This window comes from Allomuricauda sp. XS_ASV26, from assembly GCF_041224615.1.
Taxonomy (GTDB): Bacteria; Bacteroidota; Bacteroidia; order Flavobacteriales; family Flavobacteriaceae; genus Flagellimonas; species Flagellimonas alginolytica.
The window spans coordinates 227872-249581 of sequence record NZ_JBGFGK010000030.1 but is presented as its reverse complement, the minus strand read 5'-3'; the positions used below and the strand labels follow the sequence as shown (position 1 = coordinate 249581).

Here is a 21710-nt window from a genome sequence, read left to right as displayed (position 1 = left end):
ACATTTCCACAAAAGAAGAAAAATGAAAATGGTGAACTTGGTTTTTTTAACATATCCTGCCTTAAATATAAAAGGGTGATCCTGATCAGATCACCCTTTTGTATGTTTATATGTTGCTTTTATTGCCCAATGGAGTTCAAAATCCTGTTGAATGTATCACTAGGTCGCATTGCTTTGGATGCCAATTCCGGATTTGGCAGGTAATACCCTCCAATATCCACGGGTGATCCTTGAGCATCTATCAATTCTTTTGCAATGGTACTTTCATTGGAAGATAGGTCCTTGTACGCTTTCGAGAAAATTTCTTTAAGCTCTGTATCATCGTTTTGTTGGGACAATTGCCCGGCCCAATATAGCGATAGGTAAAAATGGCTACCGCGCGTGTCCAGTTCGTTAACTTTTCTGGATGGTGATTTGTCCTGGTTCAAGAACTCTTCCGTTGCCTTGTCGAGAGCGTCGGCAAGAACTTGGGCTTTTTTGTTGTTGTTCTTTTCCCCAAAAAACTCCAAGGAAACGGCCAAGGCCAAAAATTCACCAAGGGAGTCCCATCTTAAGTGTCCTTCTTCCAAGAACTGTTCTACGTGTTTAGGGGCTGAGCCACCTGCTCCTGTTTCGAACAGTCCTCCACCATTCATCAATGGAACAATGGAGAGCATTTTGGCGCTGGTTCCTACCTCTAAAATTGGAAACAGGTCAGTCAAGTAATCCCTCAATACGTTACCTGATACGGAAATGGTGTCTTTTCCGTCCTTCATGCGTTTTAAGGTAAACTTAGTAGCCTCGATAGGGGAAAGGATTCGGATATCCAGACCATCGGTATTGTGATCCTTTAGATATAGATTTACTTTTTTAATGAGTTCGGCATCGTGTGCTCTGTTTTCATCCAGCCAGAATACCGCAGGGGTGTCAGTGGCCCTTGCACGAGAAACGGCCAATTTGACCCAATCCTGAACGGGTGCATCTTTAACTTGGCACATTCTCCAGATATCACCTTTTTCCACGGCATGTTCTATTAATGTATCGCCAGCGGCATTGATCACTTTTACCGTACCTGCTTTCTCTATTTCGAAAGTTTTATCGTGTGATCCGTACTCTTCGGCCTTTTGCGCCATTAACCCAACATTGGGCACCGTACCCATAGTGGTCGGGTCGAATGCACCGTGCTCTTTACAAAAGTCGATGGTTGCTTGGTAAATACCGGAATAGCTGCTATCTGGAATTATAGCTTTTGTATCCTGAAGTTCTCCATTTTTGTCCCACATTTTACCGGAGTTTCTGATCATTGCAGGCATGGAGGCATCAATGATTACATCGCTCGGTACATGTAGATTGGTGATTCCCTTATCGGAATTTACCATGGCCAGGTCAGGACCGTTATCGATACTGTCCTTGATTGCTTTTTCAATTTCTTTATGCTGCGCTTCGGGCAACTCTCCGATTTTATCCAACAGGGATTCTAGACCGTTGTTCGGGTTTATCCCTAATTTATCGAAGGTCTCCCCATAATTTTTGAACAGTTCCGCGAAATATACTTCCAAGGCATGGCCAAATATAATCGGGTCGGAAACCTTCATCATTGTTGCCTTAAAGTGCAAGGATAATAATATATTGTTCGCTCTGGCATCGGCGATTTCCCTTGTTAGGAATTCTACCAATGCTTTTTTGCTCATTACCGTGGCATCGATAACCTCGCCTTGTAAAAGCGAAAGATTGTTTTTAAGTACGGTGGTCTCTCCATCGTTGCCGACCAACTCAATGCGGATATTGTCAGCATGTGACAAGGTCATTGATTTTTCGTTGGATTTAAAATCGCCGTGAGACATGGTGGCCACATGGGTCTTGGAGTCTGAAGACCATTTGCCCATGGTGTGAGGATGAGCCTTTGCGTAGTTTTTAACGGCTTTTGGAGCACGTCTGTCCGAGTTCCCTTCTCGAAGCACTGGATTTACCGCACTACCTTTTACTTTGTCGTATTTTGCTTTGATTACCTTTTCTTCGTCGGTCTTTGGTTCGTCCGGGTAATCGGGAAGTTTGTATCCCTTTGCTTGTAGTTCCTCAATGGCCTCTTTTAACTGAGGGATGGAGGCGCTGATATTCGGAAGCTTAATGATATTGGCTTCTGGTGTTTTTGCGAGTTCGCCAAGGATTGCCAGGTCGTCCGTAACTTTTTGGTCGTCGGTCAATAGTTCGGGGAACACAGCGGCAATTCTACCGGCCAAGGAGATGTCCTTGGTCTCTACTGCGATATTGGCGGTCTCGGTAAATGATTTAACAATGGGCAAGAATGATAATGTTGCTAAGGCGGGAGCCTCATCTGTTTTTGTGTAATATAGTTTTGCCATTTATCTGAATTTGTTTGAGCGGTTGCAAATATACGATTTATGGACGGTGAAGAACGAATGGAAAAGAGTAAAAAGTAGGTGGTTTTGTTGTGAATTTATTAAAAACAAAAGCCATATCCTCTTTTTAAAGAAGGATATGGCTTTCAGATAGGACTAAAACTTGTTTTGTTGCCAAAACCATAATCTATTAGATTACATTTTAAGTCCCCTCGACGTTTACTCTGCCATGCTTCTAATTTTTCAATTAACTACATGCTGCAAAGTGATACTATGGCATTCCTAAATTTTATCAAAATGAAAAATTGCTCTTTCATTCGCACATAAAATTTACTTTTTCCGTTGAAGAATTGCCTAAGCTTTCCTCCAATCGAAAATCCTTTTGTGATCAGTAGTGTTACCAATTAAAAGGGAATACATAGTTTTAAAGAACGTCAACTTTAAATAGATATCATTGTGATGGTATCCCAATCATATCTTTGTCTAAAGTAGAGGGAAAATTTGTATCGCGCAACTTTTTAAACGATTAAAAATCAACACGATATGAACCGTGGTTATTAACAATTGTTCATAAAAAAAGCACCTGTAACAGGTGCTTTTTCATGTTGTACGGAATATGGATTATCCCTTGATCTCTTTAATACGGGCCTTTTTACCGGTAAGACCTCTAAAGTAGAAGATTCTTGATCTACGTACTTTACCTTTTTTGTTTACTTCAATTCTTTGCAAAGCAGGCATGTTCACTGGGAAAATTCTTTCCACACCAACGGTACCGGACATTTTACGAATGGTAAAAGTTTCTGTTGCGCCACTTCCTCTTCGTTGGATCACAACACCTTTAAAGAACTGAGTACGTGTTTTTTCACCTTCCTTGATTTCGTAATAAACAGTGATGGTATCACCAGCTGAAAATTTTGGAAATTCTTTTTTTGGAACAAATTCGTCTTCAACAAATTTTACTAAGGATTCCATTTTTGTCTTTTTAATTGTTTTGGACAAGACCAACTTTCACGGATTTCGTCAGAGGTTGATTTTGAGATTGCAAAAGTAATGCAATATTTAGAAATAGCAAGTGGTTTTTTGCTTTTTGAACCTGTTATTGATTTTTGGGATGTTTCTTCACCTGCTTTAGGGAGAACCAGAACAAACCAATCGCAAAGAGAATGTAGGGGAGGGGTGTCAACAAACTACCCAGCGCATTGGCTTTGATAACCGATTCGGGTCCTGCTTGGGCCGAGAATGTGGTAAGGAGAAGAGTGCCGAGGGAAAATACAATGGAAAGCAGGCTGCCCAGAAGCATAAGTGTAGTGCCCAGGTTTCTTTGCTTGGTGAAAAGAATGCCGCTCGCCAACACAAGAATTAGTTTTCCCAATATTTGGAGAGCACCTCCGGCCATAAAATATGCATCGTAATTTTCCATAGTATCTTATTCCAAAAGGTCAGGTCTTCTTTCGCGGGTGCGCTGCAATGCTTGTTCTTCCCGCCATTTTTCAATCTTTGGAAAGTTACCGCTCAGCAATATCTTTGGAACCTCCATGCCCTTGTATTCTGCAGGTCTGGTATAGACCGGGGGAGCCAATAAGTTATCCTGAAAAGTATCGGTTAACGCCGAAGTTTCATCGTTAAGTACACCGGGCAGCAGTCTAATCACCGCATCGCACAAAATGGCAGCGCCCAATTCACCTCCGGAGAGCACGTAGTCGCCCACTGAGATTTCCTTTGTTACAAACAAATCCCTTACCCGTTGGTCCACTCCTTTATAATGTCCGCAGAGTATGATCAAGTTTTTTTTAAGGGATATCTGGTTGGCCATTCCCTGGTTCAAGGTTTGGCCATCCGGTGTCATATAAATGATCTCGTCGTACTCTCTTTCGGATTTTAGTTTTGAGATGCATTTGTCGATAGGCTCGATCATCATCACCATGCCTGCACCACCACCAAATTGGTAATCGTCCACTTGCTTATAATTGCCCGTGGTATAATCCCTTAAATTATGCATGTGTACTTCTACCAGTCCTTTTTCGATGGCCCTTTTTAAAATAGATGCTTCGAAAGGACTTTTTAAAAGCTCTGGAAGAACTGTGATAATGTCTATCCGCATGGACTTTTGTATGAATGTTTATTCCTGCCAAAAGTAATGAAAGCTATCCTAACGGGCATAAAAAAGAAAGGCTCCTATTTTAGGGAGCCTTATGGTTTACTTTTTTTGCTTATTGAGCTCATCCTGTAGTTGCCGGCTAATTTTCTGTTCACGTTCCAGTGCGCGACGCCTATGGTTTTGGTACTCTTCTTCCAAATCGGCCAGTGCGGATTTGGCTTGCTGCGTAAGGAAATTACTATTTCTGAATCGATAAATGAAAAAGAGCAATAGCAGTAAAAGACCAAAAATAATGGCCCATAAAATAAAATTATAGGTGCCTTTGCTGATCAGTGCCCCAAAAAAGGAGATACTGTCCTTTTCTTCGGTAACGTTGTTCAGCTTGTTTGTGGTATCCTGTAATTTCTCGTTTAGATCTTCGATTTCGGACTTGTTCGCATCTATAGTGGCGGACAGGTCCTTTATGGTTTTATTGGCCGTATCAATGGAGTCAAAAATATTGTTTTTGGTTTCGTACAGCTCGGATAGCTTGATTACTTCATAGCGGATCCCATTGGCCCGATAATTTCCAGACTTTCTTTCCAGTTCTTCAAACTGCCCTCTCAGGGTGTTGTCGGCTTCTTGGACAGGAGGTTCTTCTTCCTGCGCATGGACCAAAAATGATGGAATAAGTAAAAATAGGCTGAATAAAATGCGTAATTGCTTCATGTTCAATAATGTTCTCGTATTAAATTTTAGATTAAGGGCGGGACGAAATTACGCCAATATACCTAATTATGAAAAAGAAAACCGGTTCTTTGAACAATTCGTCATCCACTAATAGTAGGTATAACGCCTAACTTTTGCGATATATTTTGCCAATCGTATTACTTGATGGGAATACCCGTACTCATTGTCATACCAAATATATAGAACCACATTTTTACCATCTGCCGAAACAATTGTGGCATTACTGTCATAAATGGATGGAGCAGTGGTGCCAATTATATCCGAAGATACGAGTTCGTTGCTCAGGGCGTATTTTATTTGCTCTACCAAGTCTCCTTCCAAAGCATATTTTTTTATGATGGTGTCTATACCCTCTTTGGAAGTCTTGTTTTTTACTTCCAAATTTAGAATGGCCAATGATCCATTGGGTACGGGAACTCTAATGGCGTTGGACGTTAGCTTGCCTTGCAAGGAGGGCAACGCCTTGGCCACGGCTGAGCCGGCACCGGTTTCCGTGATCACCATGTTTAGGGCGGCGGCACGGCCACGACGGTATTTTTTGTGCATATTGTCCACCAGATTTTGGTCGTTGGTATAGGCATGTATGGTTTCCAGATGTCCCTTCTTAATGCCCAAAGAGTCCTCCACCACTTTTAAAATTGGGGTAATGGCGTTGGTCGTGCAAGACGCTGCGGAATAAATCTTGGTTTTGTCCGGATTAAAATCCTTATGGTTTACGCCATGAACAATATTAGGTACTTCCTTACCAGGAGCGGTCAGCAATACTTTGCTTGCCCCTTTGGATTTTAAATGCCTGGAAAGGGCAACATTGTCCCTAAAGGCCCCTGTGTTGTCGATGATCAGGGCGTTGGTAATGCCATATTTGGTATAATCTATATCTTCCGGCTGATTGGCACTGATGATCCTTACTGTTGTGCCATTGATCACCAAGGCTTGCTTTTCCTCGTCAATGTCCACCGTTCCGGTAAATGGCCCGTGAACGGAATCCGTTTTTAAAAGTGCAGCCCTTTTTTCCAAGATTTCCTTGTTCAATTCTCCACGAACCACAATGGCACGCAAGCGCAGCTGACTGCCACGTCCTGTTTTGGCCATAAGTTCCCTGGCTACTAGGCGTCCAATGCGGCCGAATCCATAGAGTACAACATCTTTAGGTTTTATGGCCTTGGAAGATTCCGCATCCTTTAGTTTATCTATCACAAAGGCCTTTACGTTCAAATGGGCGTTTTGGTTATTGTTGTATTCGTACGTTAGTTTTCCAATATCCAATTTGGCTGGAGGCAGATTGAGGTCGTTGATTGCCCTAAGAATTTCTACTGAATCAAAGATCGACATCGGCTTTTGGACAAATTCACCGGCATAATCGTGCAGGTTGATGATGTCGCTCACATTTTTATCGATTATCTGATTTTTAAAGAGTACGACTTCTATGGCCTTGTCGTACCATAAATCGCTAATGATTTTAATAAATTCCGTGGTTGCCTTTCTTCTATCCGCTTGGAACGCAAGCTCTTTTTCGTACGAATTGTTGTTGCTCATGGATGATGGTTACAGTTGTGTAGTTTAATTTTCGGCAAAATTAGATATTTCAAACGTTTTCGTAAAACTTATTGGACATAAAAAAAGCGTCTTTTTAAAGACGCTTTAAAAGTGTGACCCTCAGTTTACTGAAGTATCATGTGTTCTTTTTCTCCATTTGCATTGATCATGGTAAAACTGGTTCTACCGTATCTGGATATCTGACCAAATTTTTCTTTGGCATCTTCTATGTTGCTGATAGGCTCACCATCCAGTTCAATGATTATTTTATTGGTAAGGTCGTATCGGGCATAACCTTGTGGGACATCGATTATTTTTACGCCTTTGGATACGCCAAATTTCTTTTTATCCTCTTTTGTCAAGTTCATTACCTTGAACGAAGTTGCGGGAAGGATAACACTGTTCTGTTTTTTTAAGGTAACATTTTTTACAAGACTTTCGCCGTCGCGCTCTAACGTTACCCTAACTACATCACCGGGTCTTTTTGCGGAGAGGTACCCCGTAAGTTCCGAGAATTTTTGAATATCTATATTATCCACTTTTTTAATAATGTCGCCTTCCAGCAAACCTGCATCGTCAGCACCGGATTCTTCTTCGACCCCGGCAACATATACTCCTTCCAATTGATCTAGTCCCATTTCGATTGCGGCCTTGGACTTGGTATTTGCCGCCGATATGCCCAAAAGTCCTTTCTGCACATTGCCAAACTCCATTATATCTTCCACTACTTTTTTGGCGATATTGCTCGGTACTGCAAAGGCATATCCAACATAAGAACCTGTTTGAGAGGTAATAGCAGTATTGATTCCGATCAGGTCCCCGTTGGTGTTTACCAACGCACCACCACTGTTTCCAGGATTTACGGCAGCATCGGTCTGGATAAAGGATTGTGTTCTGGTAGGTGATAAAGACCGGGCTTTTGCACTAACAATACCCGCTGTGACGGTTGAGGTAAGGTTAAACGGGTTGCCTACTGCCAGCACCCACTCCCCGATTTTGGTATGGTCGGAATCACCAAAGGCCAAATAAGGAAGCGCATCGTCCGTATCAATTTTTATAAGGGCGATATCCGAATCTGCATCCGTCCCGATTACTTCAGCTTCATATGTTTTGTTATTGTTCAAGGTAACTTCCAATTGACTGGAATTGGCAATTACGTGATTGTTGGTCACTATATAACCGTCCGGGGAAATAATTACCCCTGATCCTGTTCCCACCTGTGGGGTTTGCTGACGTTCGTAACCATAAAAGAATTCCGCAATACTGGAAGGGCCTCTACTAATGGTCATGTTTTTAACGTGTACCACGGAATGCACTGTTTTTTCGGCAGCCAAGGTAAAGTCGACCTTATTGATTCCGGCACCTCTTGCCGAAGTATCTAGATTGCTAGTGGACAAAAATGGAGTCTCTTGTTCAGAAGTGACCCATTTATAGCTTTCCTTCTCAAAAAATAATTTGTAGGCTCCCAGGGTAATTGCTCCTGCAAATACGGAAACCAAGAGTAAACTCGCTATTTTCTTCATAATTCAATAATTATTTAACATTTAGCTTTGTCAAAATTAAAATAATTCAATTTTTGATCAAGTTGGTTTAACGCTGTTTTAACTACAAAAAAAACCTTAAAGAATCCCCTATATTTGTTCCTTTGTAGATAATCATGGAACTGCACTTTTTTAAATACCAAGGAACGGGAAACGATTTTGTAATTATCGATAATCGTCAACATATTTTCCCCAAAAACGATACCAAGCTGATTTCAAAACTTTGTGATAGAAGATTTGGCATAGGTGGAGATGGCTTGATGCTGCTTGAGAATGACAATATGTCGGATTTTAAAATGGTTTATTTTAATGCCGACGGGAAAGAGGGCAGTATGTGTGGCAATGGAGGACGATGTTTGGTAGCTTTTGCACATTATCTGGGCATATTTAAAAAAGAGACCACGTTCAACGCAGTGGATGGACTGCATTTCGCAACTATAAGCGGAAAACAGGTGAAGCTAAAAATGATCGATGTGGACAAAATCCATCAAAAGCCCAACCACAGCTTTTTGGATACGGGTTCCCCGCACCATGTGCAGCTTGTTGACGAACTGGAAAAATTTGATGTGCCCAAAGAGGGAAAGAAACTTCGATATGGTATTTATGGCGAGTCGGGTAGCAATATCAATTTTGTGGAACAAAAAGCGGAAGATGCTTTTCGGGTAAGAACCTATGAACGTGGCGTAGAAGACGAAACATATTCCTGTGGAACCGGGGTAACAGCAGCGGCCCTAACCATGTTCGAACTAGGTAAGACTGCCGCTAAACAAATACATATTGAGACCATTGGAGGTGATCTTACCATTTATTTTGAAAAGCATAACGGTAAATACACCAACATTTTTTTAGAAGGACCTGCCGAACAGGTATTTAAAGGAACCATTACATGCTCAATATAAAAGGAGAACATATTTATTTGCGCGCGCTAGAGCCTGCCGACTTGGATTTTCTGTACAAATTGGAAAACGATACATCGGTCTGGGAGGTGAGCGGTACCTTAAAACCGTATTCCAAGAAGGTGCTTCAATCCTATCTGGACAATGCCCACAGGGATATTTACGATGTTAAACAGCTGAGGCTTTGCATTGGCGATCAAAATGATCCATGTATCGGATTGATAGATCTTTTTGATTTTGATCCCAAAAATCGGAGGGCGGGAATCGGAATCGTTATTGCCGAACCTAGTTATAGAAACAGGGGTGTAGGAGCGGAGGCATTATCACTATTGTGTGATTATGCATTTTCCGTTTTGGATATGCATCAATTATATGCCAATATTTTAGAAGATAATCTCGCTAGTATCCACTTGTTCAAAAAGTTGGGATTTAAGGAAATAGGCATCAAAAAAGAATGGATACGGACCCATAAAGGGTTCAAAAACGAAATAATGTTTCAAAAGATCAACACCAATGAATCTTAAAAAAGTACTTTGGGCCACGGCCATACTTGGACTGATAATTTGTGGTTTTATCGCATATCGGATTTATAGCGCCATTTTTAGCCCCAATACACAGTTCAATAATAGCAAAGCATATGTTTACATTGCTTCGGATGCTTCGTTTTCCGATGTTGCCACCTCCGTTGAGCCTTTATTGAAAGATATGTCTTCTTTTGAGGCTGTTGCCAAACGCAAGGGATATATCAATAACATAAAAGCAGGAAAATATGCACTCAAAAAAGGGATGAACAATAACGACATCATCAATACCTTGCGCAGTGCCAATATTCCTGTGCAGGTTTCCTTTAATAATCAAGAATCGTTGGCTTTGTTGGCGGGACGGGTCGCTGAGCAAATAGAGGCAGATAGCTTATCGTTATTGCAAACATTCAATGATCCCGGTTTTCTGCAAGAGCATGGGTTTGATGAAGATACCAAGTTGGCCATGTATATTCCCAATACCTACGAATTTTTCTGGAATACAAATGCAGAGGGCTTCAGGGATAGGATGAAAAAAGAATATGACCGCTTTTGGACAGATACCCGACTACAAAAGGCCAAAAGTTTGGGCCTTACGCCAAACGAGGTTACTTCTTTGGCCGCCATTGTACAAAAAGAAACAGCAAAGGTGGATGAGCGACCTCGTGTTGCCGGGGTTTACCTCAACAGAATCAAAAGAGGGATGTTGCTCCAGGCCGATCCTACCGTAATCTATGCCATTAAAAAGGAGACCGGTAACTATGATACAATTATAAAAAGAGTACTCTTTCGTGATCTGGAAATGGATTCTCCATACAACACCTATAAATATGCAGGTGTTCCACCGGGACCTATCACCATGCCGGACATTACCTCGATAGATGCCGTTTTGAATCCAGAAAAGCACGATTATCTCTATTTTGTGGCAGACGTTTCCAACTTTGGGTACCACATGTTTGCCAAAACTTTGGCGCAGCACAACCGAAATAAAGTGCAGTACACCCGTTGGTTAAATCAACAAAAGGTACTTAGATAGGGCGCTTTACCGTTGATATTCATCACTTTAACGGATTTTAAGCCTCATTTAAGAAATCTTTATGAGCTTTAGGGTACCCGTTAAAATATCTCCCCCTATATTTGCCGGCCAAATTGATTTTTGATACGTATATGTATCGAGATCACAAAAGAGAACATTATGAAAAGATGGATTGGTTTTATACTGCATCTTGCCATGATCGTAGTTTTGACAAGTTTTGGTACTTACACCGTAATGAAAAAGGAAACTGTTGAAATTCCTGATTCACTTAAGGTTATGGCCAATTCGGAGATTTTTGCGCCACAAAGCTCCATTGCACTTTTAGAAGAGGACGAGGTAACACCTCCTTTTTTGGGCAAAGCCTTTAATGGCTTTAAGGAAGCGCTCGCTTTCAAAGAATCCCAGGGTAAATATCATAGAGTAAACACATTGGGTTATTTAGGTAAGTACCAGTTTGGTAGTAGTACCTTAAATTTGATGGGCGTTTACGATATGGATGATTTTCTGTCGAACCCAGAACTTCAAGAAAAGGCTTTTGAGGCCAACATTGCCCGTAACAAATGGATTTTGCGAAGAGATATCAAACGTTTCAAAGGCAAAACGATCGGTGGCATTCAAGTTACCGAATCCGGAATATTGGCTGCGGCACATTTGGCCGGAGCCGGTAACGTAAAAAAATATCTGCGATCTTATGGGCAAAACGATGTAACCGATGCGTACGGAAGTAGCATCTCCTACTATATGAAGAAATTTGCAGGCTATGATATTTCCAATATCAAGCAACAAAAAAATGCCAAGGTTTAATTGAAACTGCGTATTGAAACAAAAAGCCCCGAATTATCGGGGCTTTTTTTATGCTTGTAAAATATAAATGGTAGGTCTTTTGTCTAAATCTAAATCGATTTCCCCCCATTCGTGTACGGTTTTGGTGGCGATAAACTCCGTAGGCAACGTAATATCGCAGGCAATACACAACCGTGTTGATTTTTGAAGTGTTTTTATCAGCTCCTTGAGCATTTTATTGTTGCGGTAGGGAGTTTCCATAAAAATTTGGGATTGGCCTTTGTCCCTGGAAAGTCGCTCCAAACTTTTCAAAATTTTCTTTCGTTCTGCATTGTCTATGGGCAAATAGCCGTTAAAGGCAAAGTTTTGCCCGTTCATGCCACTGCTCATCATGGCCATTAGAATGGAGGAGGGGCCTACCAATGGAACTACTTGTATTCTTTTTTCGTGTGCCACACGCACTACATCTGCACCTGGGTCGGCAATACCCGGACAACCAGCTTCGGAAAGAACACCAATATCGAACCCATGTATACAGGGATCTAAAAAGGATGGTATTTCTTCAGGGTTGGTGTACTTGTTCAGTAACTGCAACTTAAGTTCGGGTTGTGGCTTGTTAGGACTGACTCGTTTAATGAACCTACGGGCAGTTTTTTCATTTTCAACAATGTAGTGGTCTATCCTTTCTATGGTGCCTTTTACCGAAATGGGCAAAACTTCCAAGGGAGCATTGTCTCCAAGTGTGGTTGGGATCAAATAGATTTTGCCAACTACCAAACCGGGTTTTTCATCTTCCATGGGTTTAATTTAGCTTTTTCGCAATTGCCTCACAAGCGGTATTGATCATTTGGTACACATTTTCAAAACCATCGTCCCCGCCGTAGTAGGGGTCGGGTACTTCGATAAGTCCCAATTCCACTTCGGTCAAAAGTAGTTTTACCTTAGCAGCTTCTTTTTGGTCGCTTGCCAAACTGGCCACATTGGAAAAATTGCTGCGGTCCATTACGTAAATGTGGTCAAACTCCAAAAAATCCTTTTTGGAGAACTTTCTGCATTTTTGGTCTTGTATGTTTAGGCCATATTTTTGGGCAACGGCAATGGAACGCTTATCGGGCGGATTGCCCACGTGGTAACCGGCTGTTCCTGCAGAATCGACCAGTACCTTATCGGGATCAACTTTGGATTGCAGTATGCCTTCGGCCAAAGGTGATCTGCAAATATTACCGAGGCAGACCATCAATACTTTGGTTTTCATAAGGAAAAAGTGAAGTTGGGTTTAGGTGAACTTTTTGTTCAGATCCTCAATATATTTTCTGAATTGCTTGTCCGTTTCCGCTAAGTTATCCACTGTTTTACAGGCGTGGAGTACCGTTGCATGGTCACGTTTTCCGATTTGTGACCCAATACTTGCCAAGGATGCCTTAGTAAACTTTTTCGCAAAGAACATGGCCAACTGTCTCGCCTGTACAATATGTCGCTTTCTTGTTTTGGACTGTAGGGTGGCCACATCCATTTCGAAATAATCCGAAACCACTTTTTGAATGTAATCGATGGATACTTCGCGCTTTGTGTTCTTTACAAATTTGTCCACTACCTGTTGGGCCAATTCCAGAGTTACCTCCCGCTTATTGAAAGAAGATTGGGCTATCAACGAAATAATGGCTCCTTCCAGTTCGCGAATGTTGGTCTTAATGTTTTTGGCCACGTGGTCTATAATCTCTTCCGGCATTTCAACGCCATCGCGGTAGAGTTTATTTTTTAAGATGGAAACCCGTGTTTCGTAATCTGGACTTTGCAATTCTGCAGACAATCCCCATTTAAAACGGGAGAGTAAGCGTTGTTCAATGTCCTGCATATCCACAGGAGCTTTGTCCGAAGTCAATATCACCTGCTTGCCATTTTGGTGCAAATGGTTGAAAATGTGGAAAAATACATCCTGGGTTCCAGATTTACCGGATAGAAATTGTACATCATCTATAATAAGTACATCTATTAATTGGTAAAAGTGGATAAAGTCGTTTCGAGTGTTCTTTTTTACCGATTCGATATATTGTTGGGTGAATTTTTCCGCAGAAATATAAAGAACGGTCTTTTCCGGGTACTTATCCTTTATTTCTACACCAATGGCGTGGGCTAAATGTGTTTTCCCTAATCCCACTCCCCCAAAAACCAACAATGGGTTGAAGGAAGTTCCCCCGGGTTTGTTGGCCACGGCCATACCCGCGGAACGGGCCAAACGGTTGGAATCTCCTTCCAGGAAATTATCGAAATTGTAGTTGGGGTTTAATTGGGATTCAATCTTAATGTTCCGAATTCCTGGAATCACAAATGGATTTTTTAGCTCGGGACTTTTGGAGGTGATCGGCACATCCAATTCTTGGGGTCCAACAGCGGTACGGTTGGAACTTGGGATTTGCTCCGTAAAGGGTTCCTTGTTACCGTATTTGTTTTCCATTTTAATCACATAGATCAGCTTTGCATTGTTGCCCAACTCTCTGGTCATGGCAACTTTTAAAAGCTTAACATAGTGTTCTTCGAGCCATTCGTAGAAAAACTTACTGGGAACCTGAATGCTCAAAGCCTTATCTGTTAATTTAATAGGCTTTATAGGCTCAAACCAAGTTTTGAATGCCTGCGGTTGGATGTTATCTTGGATAAAAGCCAAACAGTTGTTCCATACGGAATTAGCAGTAGCACTCATAGAAGTTTTTCCTTGTTTTAATGGTTAGCTTATAATTTAAGAGTAAGCATTTATAGGGTTATTAAATGCTTATTGGATGCGACAAATATGTGAACAATTCTTTTAAAAAAAAAATCAAATAGTCATTGAAAGTTCTGTTTTTTTTTCGCATGTTACTCTCAAAATCAACGAGCCTCTAAATATATAATTTTTAAGTTAAAAATGGGTTTAAATTCACATTCTTTTCGGGTCCGATATGCAGAAACCGACCAAATGGGAGTCGTTTATCACGGCAATTATGCACAGTATTTTGAGATGGGCCGGGTGGAGTGGTTAAGGGCCTTGGGAATTACCTACAAAAGTATGGAGGAGAATGGGGTTATGTTGCCCGTAATTTCCTTACGTATTGATTACAAAAAGTCTGCGCTTTACGATGACCTTATTACGGTTAAAACAAAGCTGAAATCCAAACCCATGGTCAAGATAGAGTTCGATTACGAGCTAATAAATGAATCTGGTGAGCTGTTGGCCGTTGCAAATACAGTTTTGGCCTTTATGGACAAGAAAACGGGAAGACCCATTAAGTGTCCGGAATATATCTTGGAAAAACTGAATGATGGATTCTTAGGTGAACCGTAGGAGGAATTCAGATGTCAGTAATGGGTAAAGGCTTTGAGTTACTGGATATTTTATCAATTATGTAATGGGCGTTATGGCCACAGCTTGCATTTCATCGAAAATTTGAAACACGTCTTCGGACTCACTTAACCGGACAGAAATAACAAAATCACAATCCAACTCCATTTTTTGTGAAACAAGGTCCAGATTTTTCTGTTTGATGATACGCATTACCTTATCCATGTCTGCATAACCAAATTGCAACCGGTATTGCGACCTAATGATTTTTTTTACGATTTTGGAATTTTCCAGGGCCATTTGTGCTGCAGTTTTGTAAGCCTGTATCAATCCTCCGACCCCAAGTTTGGTACCGCCAAATATCCGGGTCACGGTGATGAGTACATTGGTAACATCAAAAGATTGTATTTGGCCATAAATGGGCATGCCGGCGGAGTTGTTCGGCTCCCCATCATCATTGGCCCTATAGATTGGATTTTCCGTTCCCAATTGCCATGCATAGCAAACATGGTTGGCCGTATGGTATTTTTTTCTCAGCTCCTCTACGATGGGTTTTACATCATCTTCGGATCTAATGGGGAAAACCTGTGCATAGAATTTACTCTTTCTATCCTTATATAGTATCCCCTCGGAAGGTCGATGTAAAGTTTTGTAGGTATCCGGTCGCTCCATTAAAACAAAGCTACCAATATTATACTCAAAACGGAGAGTGCTACACCTGCCCAGTTTTTAGGTGTAAGTTTTTCCTTGAACAGTAGAATACCGATCAAGGTAGATAGCATAACGATCGCCACATTGTTTATGGTAAATATAGCGGCACTGCCCAATAGGTCCGCCCGTAGCGCACGGATAAGAAAATAGATGGAAAAGTAATTGGGTATGCCCAAGGCAACTCCGCCCAGTACATTTTTCATGTTCAATTTCATTTCCTTTTTGTTGGGTCTAATAGCGATAAATACCAATCCCGATAAAGCTGCGAACCCAAAGATCATGGACGAAAAAATTGGAATTTCAGGGTCCGATAAATGTTCTTCTTCAAAATACTTAATGCTGGAATCAATAACCCCGGAACCTAAAAATACCAATATGGGCAGTATTAAATGTTTACGGTCCACATGGATTCCCTTTCCCTTACCGGACACCAAATACACTGCGGCCAATGCCAACAGGATACCTATGGTCTCGAATGCACTTAACTGCTCCCTATATAATAGAACGCCTAGCAATACCGGTATTACAAGCGACATTTTTGTGGCCACAGATGCTACCGATACACCGGCAACCTGCGATGTTTTTGCCATTAAATTAAAAATAGTGATGAAAAGCACCCCCATAAATATGGGTCCCCATATCCAAGATGCGCCCAAAATTTGTTGTATTTCCAATGGTTGGTCGTACAGTAATAATCCAACCGAGCAAGCCGTAAAGTAATTCACTATAATGGCGATCAGGGTCTGTACTTTGTACACATCGTACAGTTTAAATACCACAAAAATCCAAGTGGAACTCATTACACTAAGGGCTAGGTAGAGCATTTATAATTTCGATTTTAATTGGATTATGTCCTCTTTCCCCACAGCTAAGTTCCAAGTATTTATGCCCAATGCGGCGGCGGCATCGGTATTCTCGCTCACATCGTCCACAAAATAAGTTTCTTGGGGCACTAGGTTGTTTTCCTGTAATACAAATTCGAATATTTCGCTGTCCGGCTTTCGCATACCGATTTCGTAGCTTAGGTAGAACACATCAAATGCGTTTTTGAACCTATTATAACGTTTCATCCCCATTTCTTGCTTTACACATTCTATATGTAAGTCGTTCGTATTGCTCAGCAATAACAGTTTGTATTCGTTTTCTGCGGCCAACTGCTCAATAAAGTTCAGTCGCTTTTCGGGAAAATCCAATAATATGGAGTTCCAGGCATCCACTAAGTATTCCCTGCTGGCATTTGGGAAATAAGAGGAAACACTGTCCAAAAACTCCGAAGAACCCAATAGTCCTTTCTCATAATTCTGAAACAGCTGTTCCAAATCTGGCGTTATGCCACTAAAACCATGTTGGACCATGGCTTTTGCGGTGGCAGGTTTATCCAAATTAATAAGTACATCGCCAAAATCGAGAATTATATTTTTAATCATTTATATATATGGATAGGGTGTCGGTTAAAATTTGTGTTCTTTCTTGCAATATTCCTTGATGTTTTGGTGCGGGCAATCCATTTTTAAAGCGAACGGAACCTTTAAAGACCCGTGCTTCGTCCCATAAATTTTCATCTATAAAGGTTTGAAGTGTTCGTGAGCCTCCTTCAACAATTACACTGTTGATGTTGTGCCTGTATAGAGCATTGCAAATTTGTTGAGCCAAAGGTTTTGAAAAATCAACCAAGGCGTAATCCACTCCTTTAATATATTTTTTTCCATCGGTAACCTCGGTCAGTACGATTGTTTTTACGGAGGCATCCAACACGTGAAAACGTTGGTCTAATTTTAAATCACGGTCCAATACCACACGAACCGGGCTTTTACCGGCCCAATTGCGAGTGGTCAAACTTGGGTTGTCTTCCAAAACGGTTTTAGTACCTACCAGAATTGCTTGCTCTTGACTTCGCCATTGGTGCACCAACTGTTTGGAATGGGCATTGGTGATCCAAAAAGGCTCAGAGTTGTCACTTCGCTTAGCGGCATCGGGAGCTAAAAAGCCATCATCGGAAGCGGCCCATTTTAGAATTATGTAAGGCCGTTTTTTCTCCATATAGGTCAGAAACCGCTTGTGGTGTGCCCTACATGCGTTTTCAAGAATGCCGACCGTAACCTCACATCCGGCAGCTTGTAATTTTTTGATGCCTTTTCCGGCTACTTTATCATGTGGATCCTGTAACCCAATAAAAACCTCTTTGAGTTTATGTTTAGCAATTAAATCAGCACAGGGGGGTGTTTTTCCATAGTGGGAACAGGGTTCTAAAGTAACATATAACGAGGCTTCTTTCAGCAAAGTTTTGTTCTTCACCGAACGTATGGCGTTTACCTCTGCATGTGGACCACCATAAGGATCGGTAAAACCCTCTCCAATAATTTTGTTATTATGCACGATAACACAGCCCACCAGAGGGTTTGGAGCTGTAGTTCCCAGGCCTTTTTTGGCCAGTTCAATGCAGCGAAGGATGTATTTTTGATGTATCTTCACCCGGCAAAAATAGAACAATAATAGCACAAAATGGGAGATACGGCGATTCGAGAAATAACCCCCGATGACAACCCTCAGGTGGCCCAGGTAATACGCAAAGTTTTTGAAGATATGGGAATTCCCAAAGTGGGCACTGCCTATGCCGATAAATCCTTGGATGATATGTTTTCAGCTTACAATGTGCCCAAAGCAGCTTATTTTGTGGTGGAGCACCAAGGAAGGATTGTCGGATGCGCCGGTGTAGCACAACTGGACAACTACGATGGCAACGTATGCGAGTTGCAAAAAATGTATTTTTTGGAAGAGGCCAGGGGGAAAGGGTTGGGCGCGCAAATGATCCATGTATGCTTGCAAAAAGCAAAGGAGTTCGGTTTCGAGGCATGTTATCTGGAAACCATGCCTTACATGGAAGCAGCGCAAAAACTGTACAAAAAGAACGGATTTGACTATATCGACGCCCCAATGGGCAGTACGGGACATTATTCCTGTCCGGTCTGGATGCTTAAAAAATTATAATGCAACTAAAAGAAGTCAAAAACATTTTCCATAAGGAATTGGGCGACATTTACTCAAAAGAAGAGATCGATTCTTTTTTTTACTCTTGTATAGAGCATTATCTAAATCTGCAACGTTTTGTTTTGGCTATACAGCCCGGTTTAACCTTGTTAAAAGAAGAGGAGCAGCCGCTTTTTGAAGCTTTGTCCGAACTAAAAATGGAGAAACCCATACAGTATATATTGGGAACTGCCCATTTTATGGACCTGGAATTACAAGTAAATAAAAATGTACTGATTCCACGGCCCGAAACAGAGGAATTGGTTCAGTGGATTCTGGATGATTTTCCAGTGAAAAAACCGTCTAAAAAGGACGCTGGGCGAAGTCGAAGCGTAATTTCGACCCCGCTCAATGACCGTTCGTTTAAAATTCTTGACATTGGAACAGGAAGCGGGTGCATTGCAATAGCATTGGCCAAACATCTACCGGGTGCTAAAGTATATGCACTGGATGTTTCCGAGGGAGCGTTGAGCGTTGCTCGAAAAAATGCGGAAATGAACGAAGTGGATATTACATTTTTGCACCATAACATTCTGAATCCTGGACTTGAACTTGAGTCTGAACTTGTGTTTGATGTAATTGTGTCCAACCCACCCTATGTCAGGGAGTTGGAAAAAAGTCAAATCCATAAAAATGTGAAAGATTTTGAACCCCATACGGCGCTATTTGTCCCAGATAACGACCCATTGGTGTTTTACAGGGCAATTACAGATTTTGCTGAAAAATATTTATCAAAAAAAGGAAAGTTGTATTTTGAGATCAATCAATATTTGGGAGACGAGACCAAAGCGCTTTTCCACACCCAGCACTTTTCGGAAATTGAAATGCGCAATGATATTTTTGGTAACCCGAGAATGCTAAAAGCTGATAGAAAATGAACATCCAAGAACAAATAGCATCGCTTCGTAACGAACTTCGCGAACACAATTATAAATATTATGTGCTCGACGAGCCTTCCATTTCCGATTATGAGTTCGATATGAAGCTCAAGGAACTCCAAAAATTGGAAGAAGAACATCCGGAATATTATGATGCCGCATCACCAAGTCTGCGAGTAGGTGGTATGGTCACCAAAAATTTTGAAACCGTTGCCCATGAACATCGTATGTATTCTTTGGACAATTCGTATTCCAAGGAGGATTTGGAAGATTGGGAAAAACGTATCCAGCGGATTTTGGGCGATGTGGAAGTAGAATTCACATGTGAACTCAAGTATGACGGGGCCTCTATCAGTCTAACCTATGAAAATGGAAAATTGGTCAAAGCCGTTACCCGTGGCGATGGTTTTCAGGGGGATGATGTAACTAACAACATCAAGACCATAAAATCCGTTCCCTTGCAGTTAAAAGGGGATTATCCATCAAAATTTGACATTAGGGGAGAGATTATTTTGACACTCGAAGGTTTTGCTAAAATGAACGCCGAGCGGGTGGAAGCGGGCGAGGACCCTTACATGAATCCAAGGAACACGGCTTCCGGCAGTTTAAAATTACAAGATAGTGCCTTGGTGGCACAGCGTCCGTTGGAATGTCTGTTGTATAGTGTGGTTGGCGACAATTTGGGTATCAATTCGCAGTTCGAGATGTTGGAGAAAGCGCGTTCTTGGGGATTTAAGGTCCCAACCGTGGCCAAATTGTGTAAATCTACCGATGAGGTGCTTCAATTTGTAAATCATTGGGACACAAACCGTCATCATCTGCCCTACGAAACGGATGGTGTAGTGGTCAAGGTGAACAGTTTGCAACAACAAGAGGAATTGGGTTATACGGCGAAGTCGCCCCGTTGGGCCATGGCCTATAAATTTAAGGCTGAGCAGGCCGTGACCATTCTCAATAAGATAACCTATCAAGTGGGGCGTACCGGCGCGATCACCCCTGTTGCCAATCTTGAACCGGTTTTGCTGGCAGGGACTACGGTAAAGCGCGCATCCTTGCACAATGCGGACCAAATAGCCAAGTTGGACGTTCGCGAAGGGGATACCGTTTTTGTGGAAAAGGGAGGAGAGATTATTCCAAAAATTGTGGGGGTTGATTTTACCCAACGCAGTCCAGACTCAAAACCCACCCAGTATATTGCCCATTGCCCTGAATGCGGAACGGAACTGATCCGAAAAGAGGGCGAAGCCCAACATTTTTGCCCCAATGATGTAGGTTGCCCGCCGCAGATAACCGGCAGGATCCAACATTTTATTTCGCGAAAAGCCATGGATATTGAAGGTTTGGGGGGAGAAACCGTGGAATTATTGTTTAAAGAGGGTTTGATTCAGAACTATGCTGACCTTTACACGTTGACCAAAGAACAAATTCTACCATTGGAACGAATGGCGGATAAATCTGCTGAAAATTTGGTGAATGGAGTTCAAGCTTCAAAAACCATTCCGTTTGAACGTGTCCTTTTTGCTTTAGGAATTAGATATGTTGGAGAAACCGTGGCCAAAAAATTGGCAAAGGCATTCAAGGATATTGATGCTTTGATGACTGCTTCTCACGAAGAGCTTGTGGCTGTGGATGAAATTGGTGATAGGATAGCGGAAAGTGTACTCGATTTTTTCTCAGAACCTGCAAATGTTCAGGTGGTAGATCGATTAAAATCTTACGGTCTTCAGTTTTCGTTGTCCGAGGAGCAATTGGAAAATCAAACAGAGCTGCTAAAGGGGCAGACATTCGTTGTTTCTGGAGTATTCGAGACGATTAGCCGAAACGATTTAAAGAAGATGATAGAGGATAACGGAGGAAAAGTCTCTTCTTCCATTTCTTCAAAAACCAGTTTTTTGGTCGCAGGCGATAAAATGGGTCCCAGTAAACGGACCAAAGCGGAAACCTTAGGTGTGCCCATTATATCGGAACAGGAATTTTTGCAAAAATTGGAAGTATGAGGCCAAAGACTTTTAAGCAATTTGCTTCTAGCTTAGATTTGGATGTGCCGCCAAACGATTGGCCCGAAGCTTTACAATCTTTATGGTTCGACGCCAAGGGAGATTGGGAAGCGTCCCATAATATAGCCCAAGACCTCCCTACGACCATGGGTAGTTGGATCCATGCCTACTTGCACCGTAAGGAAGGAGATAAGTGGAATGCCGGATATTGGTACGATAGGGCAGGCCGTTCTTTTCCAAATTATAGTTTGGAGGAGGAGTTAGAAGAGTTGGTGGAGGCTAATCTATAGCCTTATTTGTTC

The 21710-nt window shown here is 41.7% G+C and carries 23 protein-coding genes; 9 read left to right on the top strand and 14 right to left on the bottom strand.

The window, feature by feature from the left end; genetic code table 11:
- Window positions 1–119 precede the first annotated feature (119 nt).
- The 7 genes from AB9K32_RS06280 to AB9K32_RS06250 form a co-directional block, all read right to left on the bottom strand.
- Window positions 120–2342 carry an NADP-dependent isocitrate dehydrogenase gene (locus AB9K32_RS06280; RefSeq protein ID WP_369884685.1) on the bottom strand — a complete coding sequence of 741 codons (2223 nt, stop codon included), beginning with the start codon at window positions 2340–2342 and terminating at the stop codon, window positions 120–122.
- A gap of 618 nt (window positions 2343–2960) precedes the next feature.
- Window positions 2961–3311 carry a 50S ribosomal protein L19 gene (gene rplS / locus AB9K32_RS06275; protein WP_224836670.1) on the bottom strand — a complete coding sequence of 117 codons (351 nt, stop codon included), beginning with the start codon at window positions 3309–3311 and terminating at the stop codon, window positions 2961–2963.
- A gap of 124 nt (window positions 3312–3435) precedes the next feature.
- Window positions 3436–3759 carry a hypothetical protein gene (locus AB9K32_RS06270; protein WP_369884684.1) on the bottom strand — a complete coding sequence of 108 codons (324 nt, stop codon included), beginning with the start codon at window positions 3757–3759 and terminating at the stop codon, window positions 3436–3438.
- A gap of 6 nt (window positions 3760–3765) precedes the next feature.
- Window positions 3766–4440, bottom strand: coding sequence for a tRNA (guanosine(37)-N1)-methyltransferase TrmD (gene trmD / locus AB9K32_RS06265; protein WP_224836672.1), 675 nt, complete (start codon window positions 4438–4440; stop codon window positions 3766–3768).
- A gap of 96 nt (window positions 4441–4536) precedes the next feature.
- Complete coding sequence (locus AB9K32_RS06260) at window positions 4537–5145, bottom strand: tRNA (guanine-N1)-methyltransferase (RefSeq protein WP_252079952.1); 609 nt, start codon at window positions 5143–5145, stop codon at window positions 4537–4539.
- A 108-nt stretch (window positions 5146–5253) separates the two neighbouring features.
- Window positions 5254–6702: a glyceraldehyde-3-phosphate dehydrogenase gene (locus tag AB9K32_RS06255; RefSeq protein WP_369884683.1), complete on the bottom strand. Its 1449-nt coding sequence runs from the start codon at window positions 6700–6702 to the stop codon at window positions 5254–5256.
- 125 nt (window positions 6703–6827) lie between these two features.
- Window positions 6828–8225 (bottom strand): S1C family serine protease, encoded by a 1398-nt coding sequence (locus AB9K32_RS06250; protein WP_369884682.1) that lies wholly within the window; start codon window positions 8223–8225, stop codon window positions 6828–6830.
- A 134-nt stretch (window positions 8226–8359) separates the two neighbouring features.
- Between AB9K32_RS06250 and dapF the strand changes: the two genes are divergently transcribed.
- From dapF to AB9K32_RS06230, 4 genes are all read left to right on the top strand, one after another.
- Window positions 8360–9142 (top strand): diaminopimelate epimerase, encoded by a 783-nt coding sequence (dapF, locus tag AB9K32_RS06245; protein WP_369884681.1) that lies wholly within the window; start codon window positions 8360–8362, stop codon window positions 9140–9142.
- Complete coding sequence (locus AB9K32_RS06240) at window positions 9130–9663, top strand: GNAT family N-acetyltransferase (protein WP_369884680.1); 534 nt, start codon at window positions 9130–9132, stop codon at window positions 9661–9663. Before dapF ends, AB9K32_RS06240 begins: the two co-directional genes overlap by 13 nt.
- Window positions 9653–10696, top strand: coding sequence for an endolytic transglycosylase MltG (mltG, locus tag AB9K32_RS06235; RefSeq protein WP_369884679.1), 1044 nt, complete (start codon window positions 9653–9655; stop codon window positions 10694–10696). Before AB9K32_RS06240 ends, mltG begins: the two co-directional genes overlap by 11 nt.
- A 159-nt stretch (window positions 10697–10855) precedes the next feature.
- The gene (locus AB9K32_RS06230) at window positions 10856–11500 is read left to right on the top strand and encodes a hypothetical protein (protein WP_252079947.1); all 645 of its coding nucleotides are present in this window, start codon (window positions 10856–10858) and stop codon (window positions 11498–11500) included.
- 48 nt (window positions 11501–11548) lie between these two features.
- Here the strand turns inward: AB9K32_RS06230 and AB9K32_RS06225 are convergent, their stop codons facing one another.
- From AB9K32_RS06225 to dnaA, 3 genes are read right to left on the bottom strand one after another with little or no spacing between them, the layout of a single operon-like run.
- Entirely contained in the window at window positions 11549–12277 is a 729-nt protein-coding gene (locus AB9K32_RS06225; RefSeq protein ID WP_224836680.1) for an SAM-dependent methyltransferase, read from the bottom strand.
- 4 nt (window positions 12278–12281) lie between these two features.
- Window positions 12282–12734, bottom strand: a complete 453-nt coding sequence (locus tag AB9K32_RS06220) for a low molecular weight protein-tyrosine-phosphatase (protein WP_369884678.1) — start codon at window positions 12732–12734, stop codon at window positions 12282–12284.
- 21 nt (window positions 12735–12755) lie between these two features.
- On the bottom strand, window positions 12756–14180 hold the full coding sequence (gene dnaA / locus AB9K32_RS06215) for a chromosomal replication initiator protein DnaA (RefSeq protein ID WP_224836682.1): 1425 nt from the start codon (window positions 14178–14180) through the stop codon (window positions 12756–12758).
- A 201-nt stretch (window positions 14181–14381) separates the two neighbouring features.
- On the opposite strand from dnaA, the gene AB9K32_RS06210 reads away from it, so the two are divergent.
- On the top strand, window positions 14382–14798 hold the full coding sequence (locus tag AB9K32_RS06210; protein ID WP_252079945.1) for a thioesterase family protein: 417 nt from the start codon (window positions 14382–14384) through the stop codon (window positions 14796–14798).
- Between the two features lie 57 nt (window positions 14799–14855).
- Here AB9K32_RS06210 and AB9K32_RS06205 read toward each other — a convergent pair whose 3' ends face one another.
- The 4 genes from AB9K32_RS06205 to ribD are packed head-to-tail and all read right to left on the bottom strand — an operon-like array spanning window position 14856 to window position 17978.
- Window positions 14856–15467, bottom strand: a complete 612-nt coding sequence (locus AB9K32_RS06205; protein WP_369884677.1) for a YigZ family protein — start codon at window positions 15465–15467, stop codon at window positions 14856–14858.
- Window positions 15467–16330, bottom strand: a complete 864-nt coding sequence (locus AB9K32_RS06200; protein ID WP_369884676.1) for a GRP family sugar transporter — start codon at window positions 16328–16330, stop codon at window positions 15467–15469. Before AB9K32_RS06200 ends, AB9K32_RS06205 begins: the two co-directional genes overlap by 1 nt.
- Window positions 16331–16933 (bottom strand): HAD family hydrolase, encoded by a 603-nt coding sequence (locus AB9K32_RS06195; RefSeq protein WP_369884675.1) that lies wholly within the window; start codon window positions 16931–16933, stop codon window positions 16331–16333. It lies immediately after the preceding gene.
- On the bottom strand, window positions 16926–17978 hold the full coding sequence (gene ribD / locus AB9K32_RS06190; RefSeq protein ID WP_369884674.1) for a bifunctional diaminohydroxyphosphoribosylaminopyrimidine deaminase/5-amino-6-(5-phosphoribosylamino)uracil reductase RibD: 1053 nt from the start codon (window positions 17976–17978) through the stop codon (window positions 16926–16928). Before ribD ends, AB9K32_RS06195 begins: the two co-directional genes overlap by 8 nt.
- Window positions 17979–18008: 30 nt before the next feature.
- On the opposite strand from ribD, the gene AB9K32_RS06185 reads away from it, so the two are divergent.
- The 4 genes from AB9K32_RS06185 to AB9K32_RS06170 are packed head-to-tail and all read left to right on the top strand — an operon-like array spanning window position 18009 to window position 21698.
- On the top strand, window positions 18009–18494 hold the full coding sequence (locus AB9K32_RS06185) for a GNAT family N-acetyltransferase (protein WP_224836688.1): 486 nt from the start codon (window positions 18009–18011) through the stop codon (window positions 18492–18494).
- Window positions 18494–19411, top strand: coding sequence for a peptide chain release factor N(5)-glutamine methyltransferase (prmC, locus tag AB9K32_RS06180; RefSeq protein ID WP_369884673.1), 918 nt, complete (start codon window positions 18494–18496; stop codon window positions 19409–19411). Before AB9K32_RS06185 ends, prmC begins: the two co-directional genes overlap by 1 nt.
- A complete protein-coding gene (ligA, locus tag AB9K32_RS06175) occupies window positions 19408–21408 on the top strand; it encodes an NAD-dependent DNA ligase LigA (RefSeq protein ID WP_369884672.1) in 2001 nt (666 codons plus the stop codon). Before prmC ends, ligA begins: the two co-directional genes overlap by 4 nt.
- Complete coding sequence (locus AB9K32_RS06170) at window positions 21405–21698, top strand: hypothetical protein (protein WP_224836691.1); 294 nt, start codon at window positions 21405–21407, stop codon at window positions 21696–21698. Before ligA ends, AB9K32_RS06170 begins: the two co-directional genes overlap by 4 nt.
- Window positions 21699–21710: the final 12 nt, after the last annotated feature.

What these genes read in the sequence shown, in the direction of transcription:
- AB9K32_RS06240 (WP_369884680.1), top strand. Translation starts at nt 9,130, where the DNA reads ATGCTCAATATAAAAGGAGAACATATTTATTTGCGCGCGCTAGAGCCT.
- prmC (WP_369884673.1), top strand. Translation starts at nt 18,494, where the DNA reads ATGCAACTAAAAGAAGTCAAAAACATTTTCCATAAGGAATTGGGCGAC.
- AB9K32_RS06200 (WP_369884676.1), bottom strand. Translation starts at nt 16,330, where the DNA reads ATGCTCTACCTAGCCCTTAGTGTAATGAGTTCCACTTGGATTTTTGTG.
- AB9K32_RS06270 (WP_369884684.1), bottom strand. Translation starts at nt 3,759, where the DNA reads ATGGAAAATTACGATGCATATTTTATGGCCGGAGGTGCTCTCCAAATA.
- mltG (WP_369884679.1), top strand. Translation starts at nt 9,653, where the DNA reads ATGAATCTTAAAAAAGTACTTTGGGCCACGGCCATACTTGGACTGATA.
- AB9K32_RS06195 (WP_369884675.1), bottom strand. Translation starts at nt 16,933, where the DNA reads ATGATTAAAAATATAATTCTCGATTTTGGCGATGTACTTATTAATTTG.
- AB9K32_RS06185 (WP_224836688.1), top strand. Translation starts at nt 18,009, where the DNA reads ATGGGAGATACGGCGATTCGAGAAATAACCCCCGATGACAACCCTCAG.
- dnaA (WP_224836682.1), bottom strand. Translation starts at nt 14,180, where the DNA reads ATGAGTGCTACTGCTAATTCCGTATGGAACAACTGTTTGGCTTTTATC.
- AB9K32_RS06255 (WP_369884683.1), bottom strand. Translation starts at nt 6,702, where the DNA reads ATGAGCAACAACAATTCGTACGAAAAAGAGCTTGCGTTCCAAGCGGAT.
- AB9K32_RS06210 (WP_252079945.1), top strand. Translation starts at nt 14,382, where the DNA reads ATGGGTTTAAATTCACATTCTTTTCGGGTCCGATATGCAGAAACCGAC.
- AB9K32_RS06280 (WP_369884685.1), bottom strand. Translation starts at nt 2,342, where the DNA reads ATGGCAAAACTATATTACACAAAAACAGATGAGGCTCCCGCCTTAGCA.
- AB9K32_RS06225 (WP_224836680.1), bottom strand. Translation starts at nt 12,277, where the DNA reads ATGGAAGATGAAAAACCCGGTTTGGTAGTTGGCAAAATCTATTTGATC.
- AB9K32_RS06220 (WP_369884678.1), bottom strand. Translation starts at nt 12,734, where the DNA reads ATGAAAACCAAAGTATTGATGGTCTGCCTCGGTAATATTTGCAGATCA.
- AB9K32_RS06260 (WP_252079952.1), bottom strand. Translation starts at nt 5,145, where the DNA reads ATGAAGCAATTACGCATTTTATTCAGCCTATTTTTACTTATTCCATCA.
- ligA (WP_369884672.1), top strand. Translation starts at nt 19,408, where the DNA reads ATGAACATCCAAGAACAAATAGCATCGCTTCGTAACGAACTTCGCGAA.
- AB9K32_RS06170 (WP_224836691.1), top strand. Translation starts at nt 21,405, where the DNA reads ATGAGGCCAAAGACTTTTAAGCAATTTGCTTCTAGCTTAGATTTGGAT.
- dapF (WP_369884681.1), top strand. Translation starts at nt 8,360, where the DNA reads ATGGAACTGCACTTTTTTAAATACCAAGGAACGGGAAACGATTTTGTA.
- rplS (WP_224836670.1), bottom strand. Translation starts at nt 3,311, where the DNA reads ATGGAATCCTTAGTAAAATTTGTTGAAGACGAATTTGTTCCAAAAAAA.
- trmD (WP_224836672.1), bottom strand. Translation starts at nt 4,440, where the DNA reads ATGCGGATAGACATTATCACAGTTCTTCCAGAGCTTTTAAAAAGTCCT.
- AB9K32_RS06205 (WP_369884677.1), bottom strand. Translation starts at nt 15,467, where the DNA reads ATGGAGCGACCGGATACCTACAAAACTTTACATCGACCTTCCGAGGGG.
- AB9K32_RS06230 (WP_252079947.1), top strand. Translation starts at nt 10,856, where the DNA reads ATGAAAAGATGGATTGGTTTTATACTGCATCTTGCCATGATCGTAGTT.
- AB9K32_RS06250 (WP_369884682.1), bottom strand. Translation starts at nt 8,225, where the DNA reads ATGAAGAAAATAGCGAGTTTACTCTTGGTTTCCGTATTTGCAGGAGCA.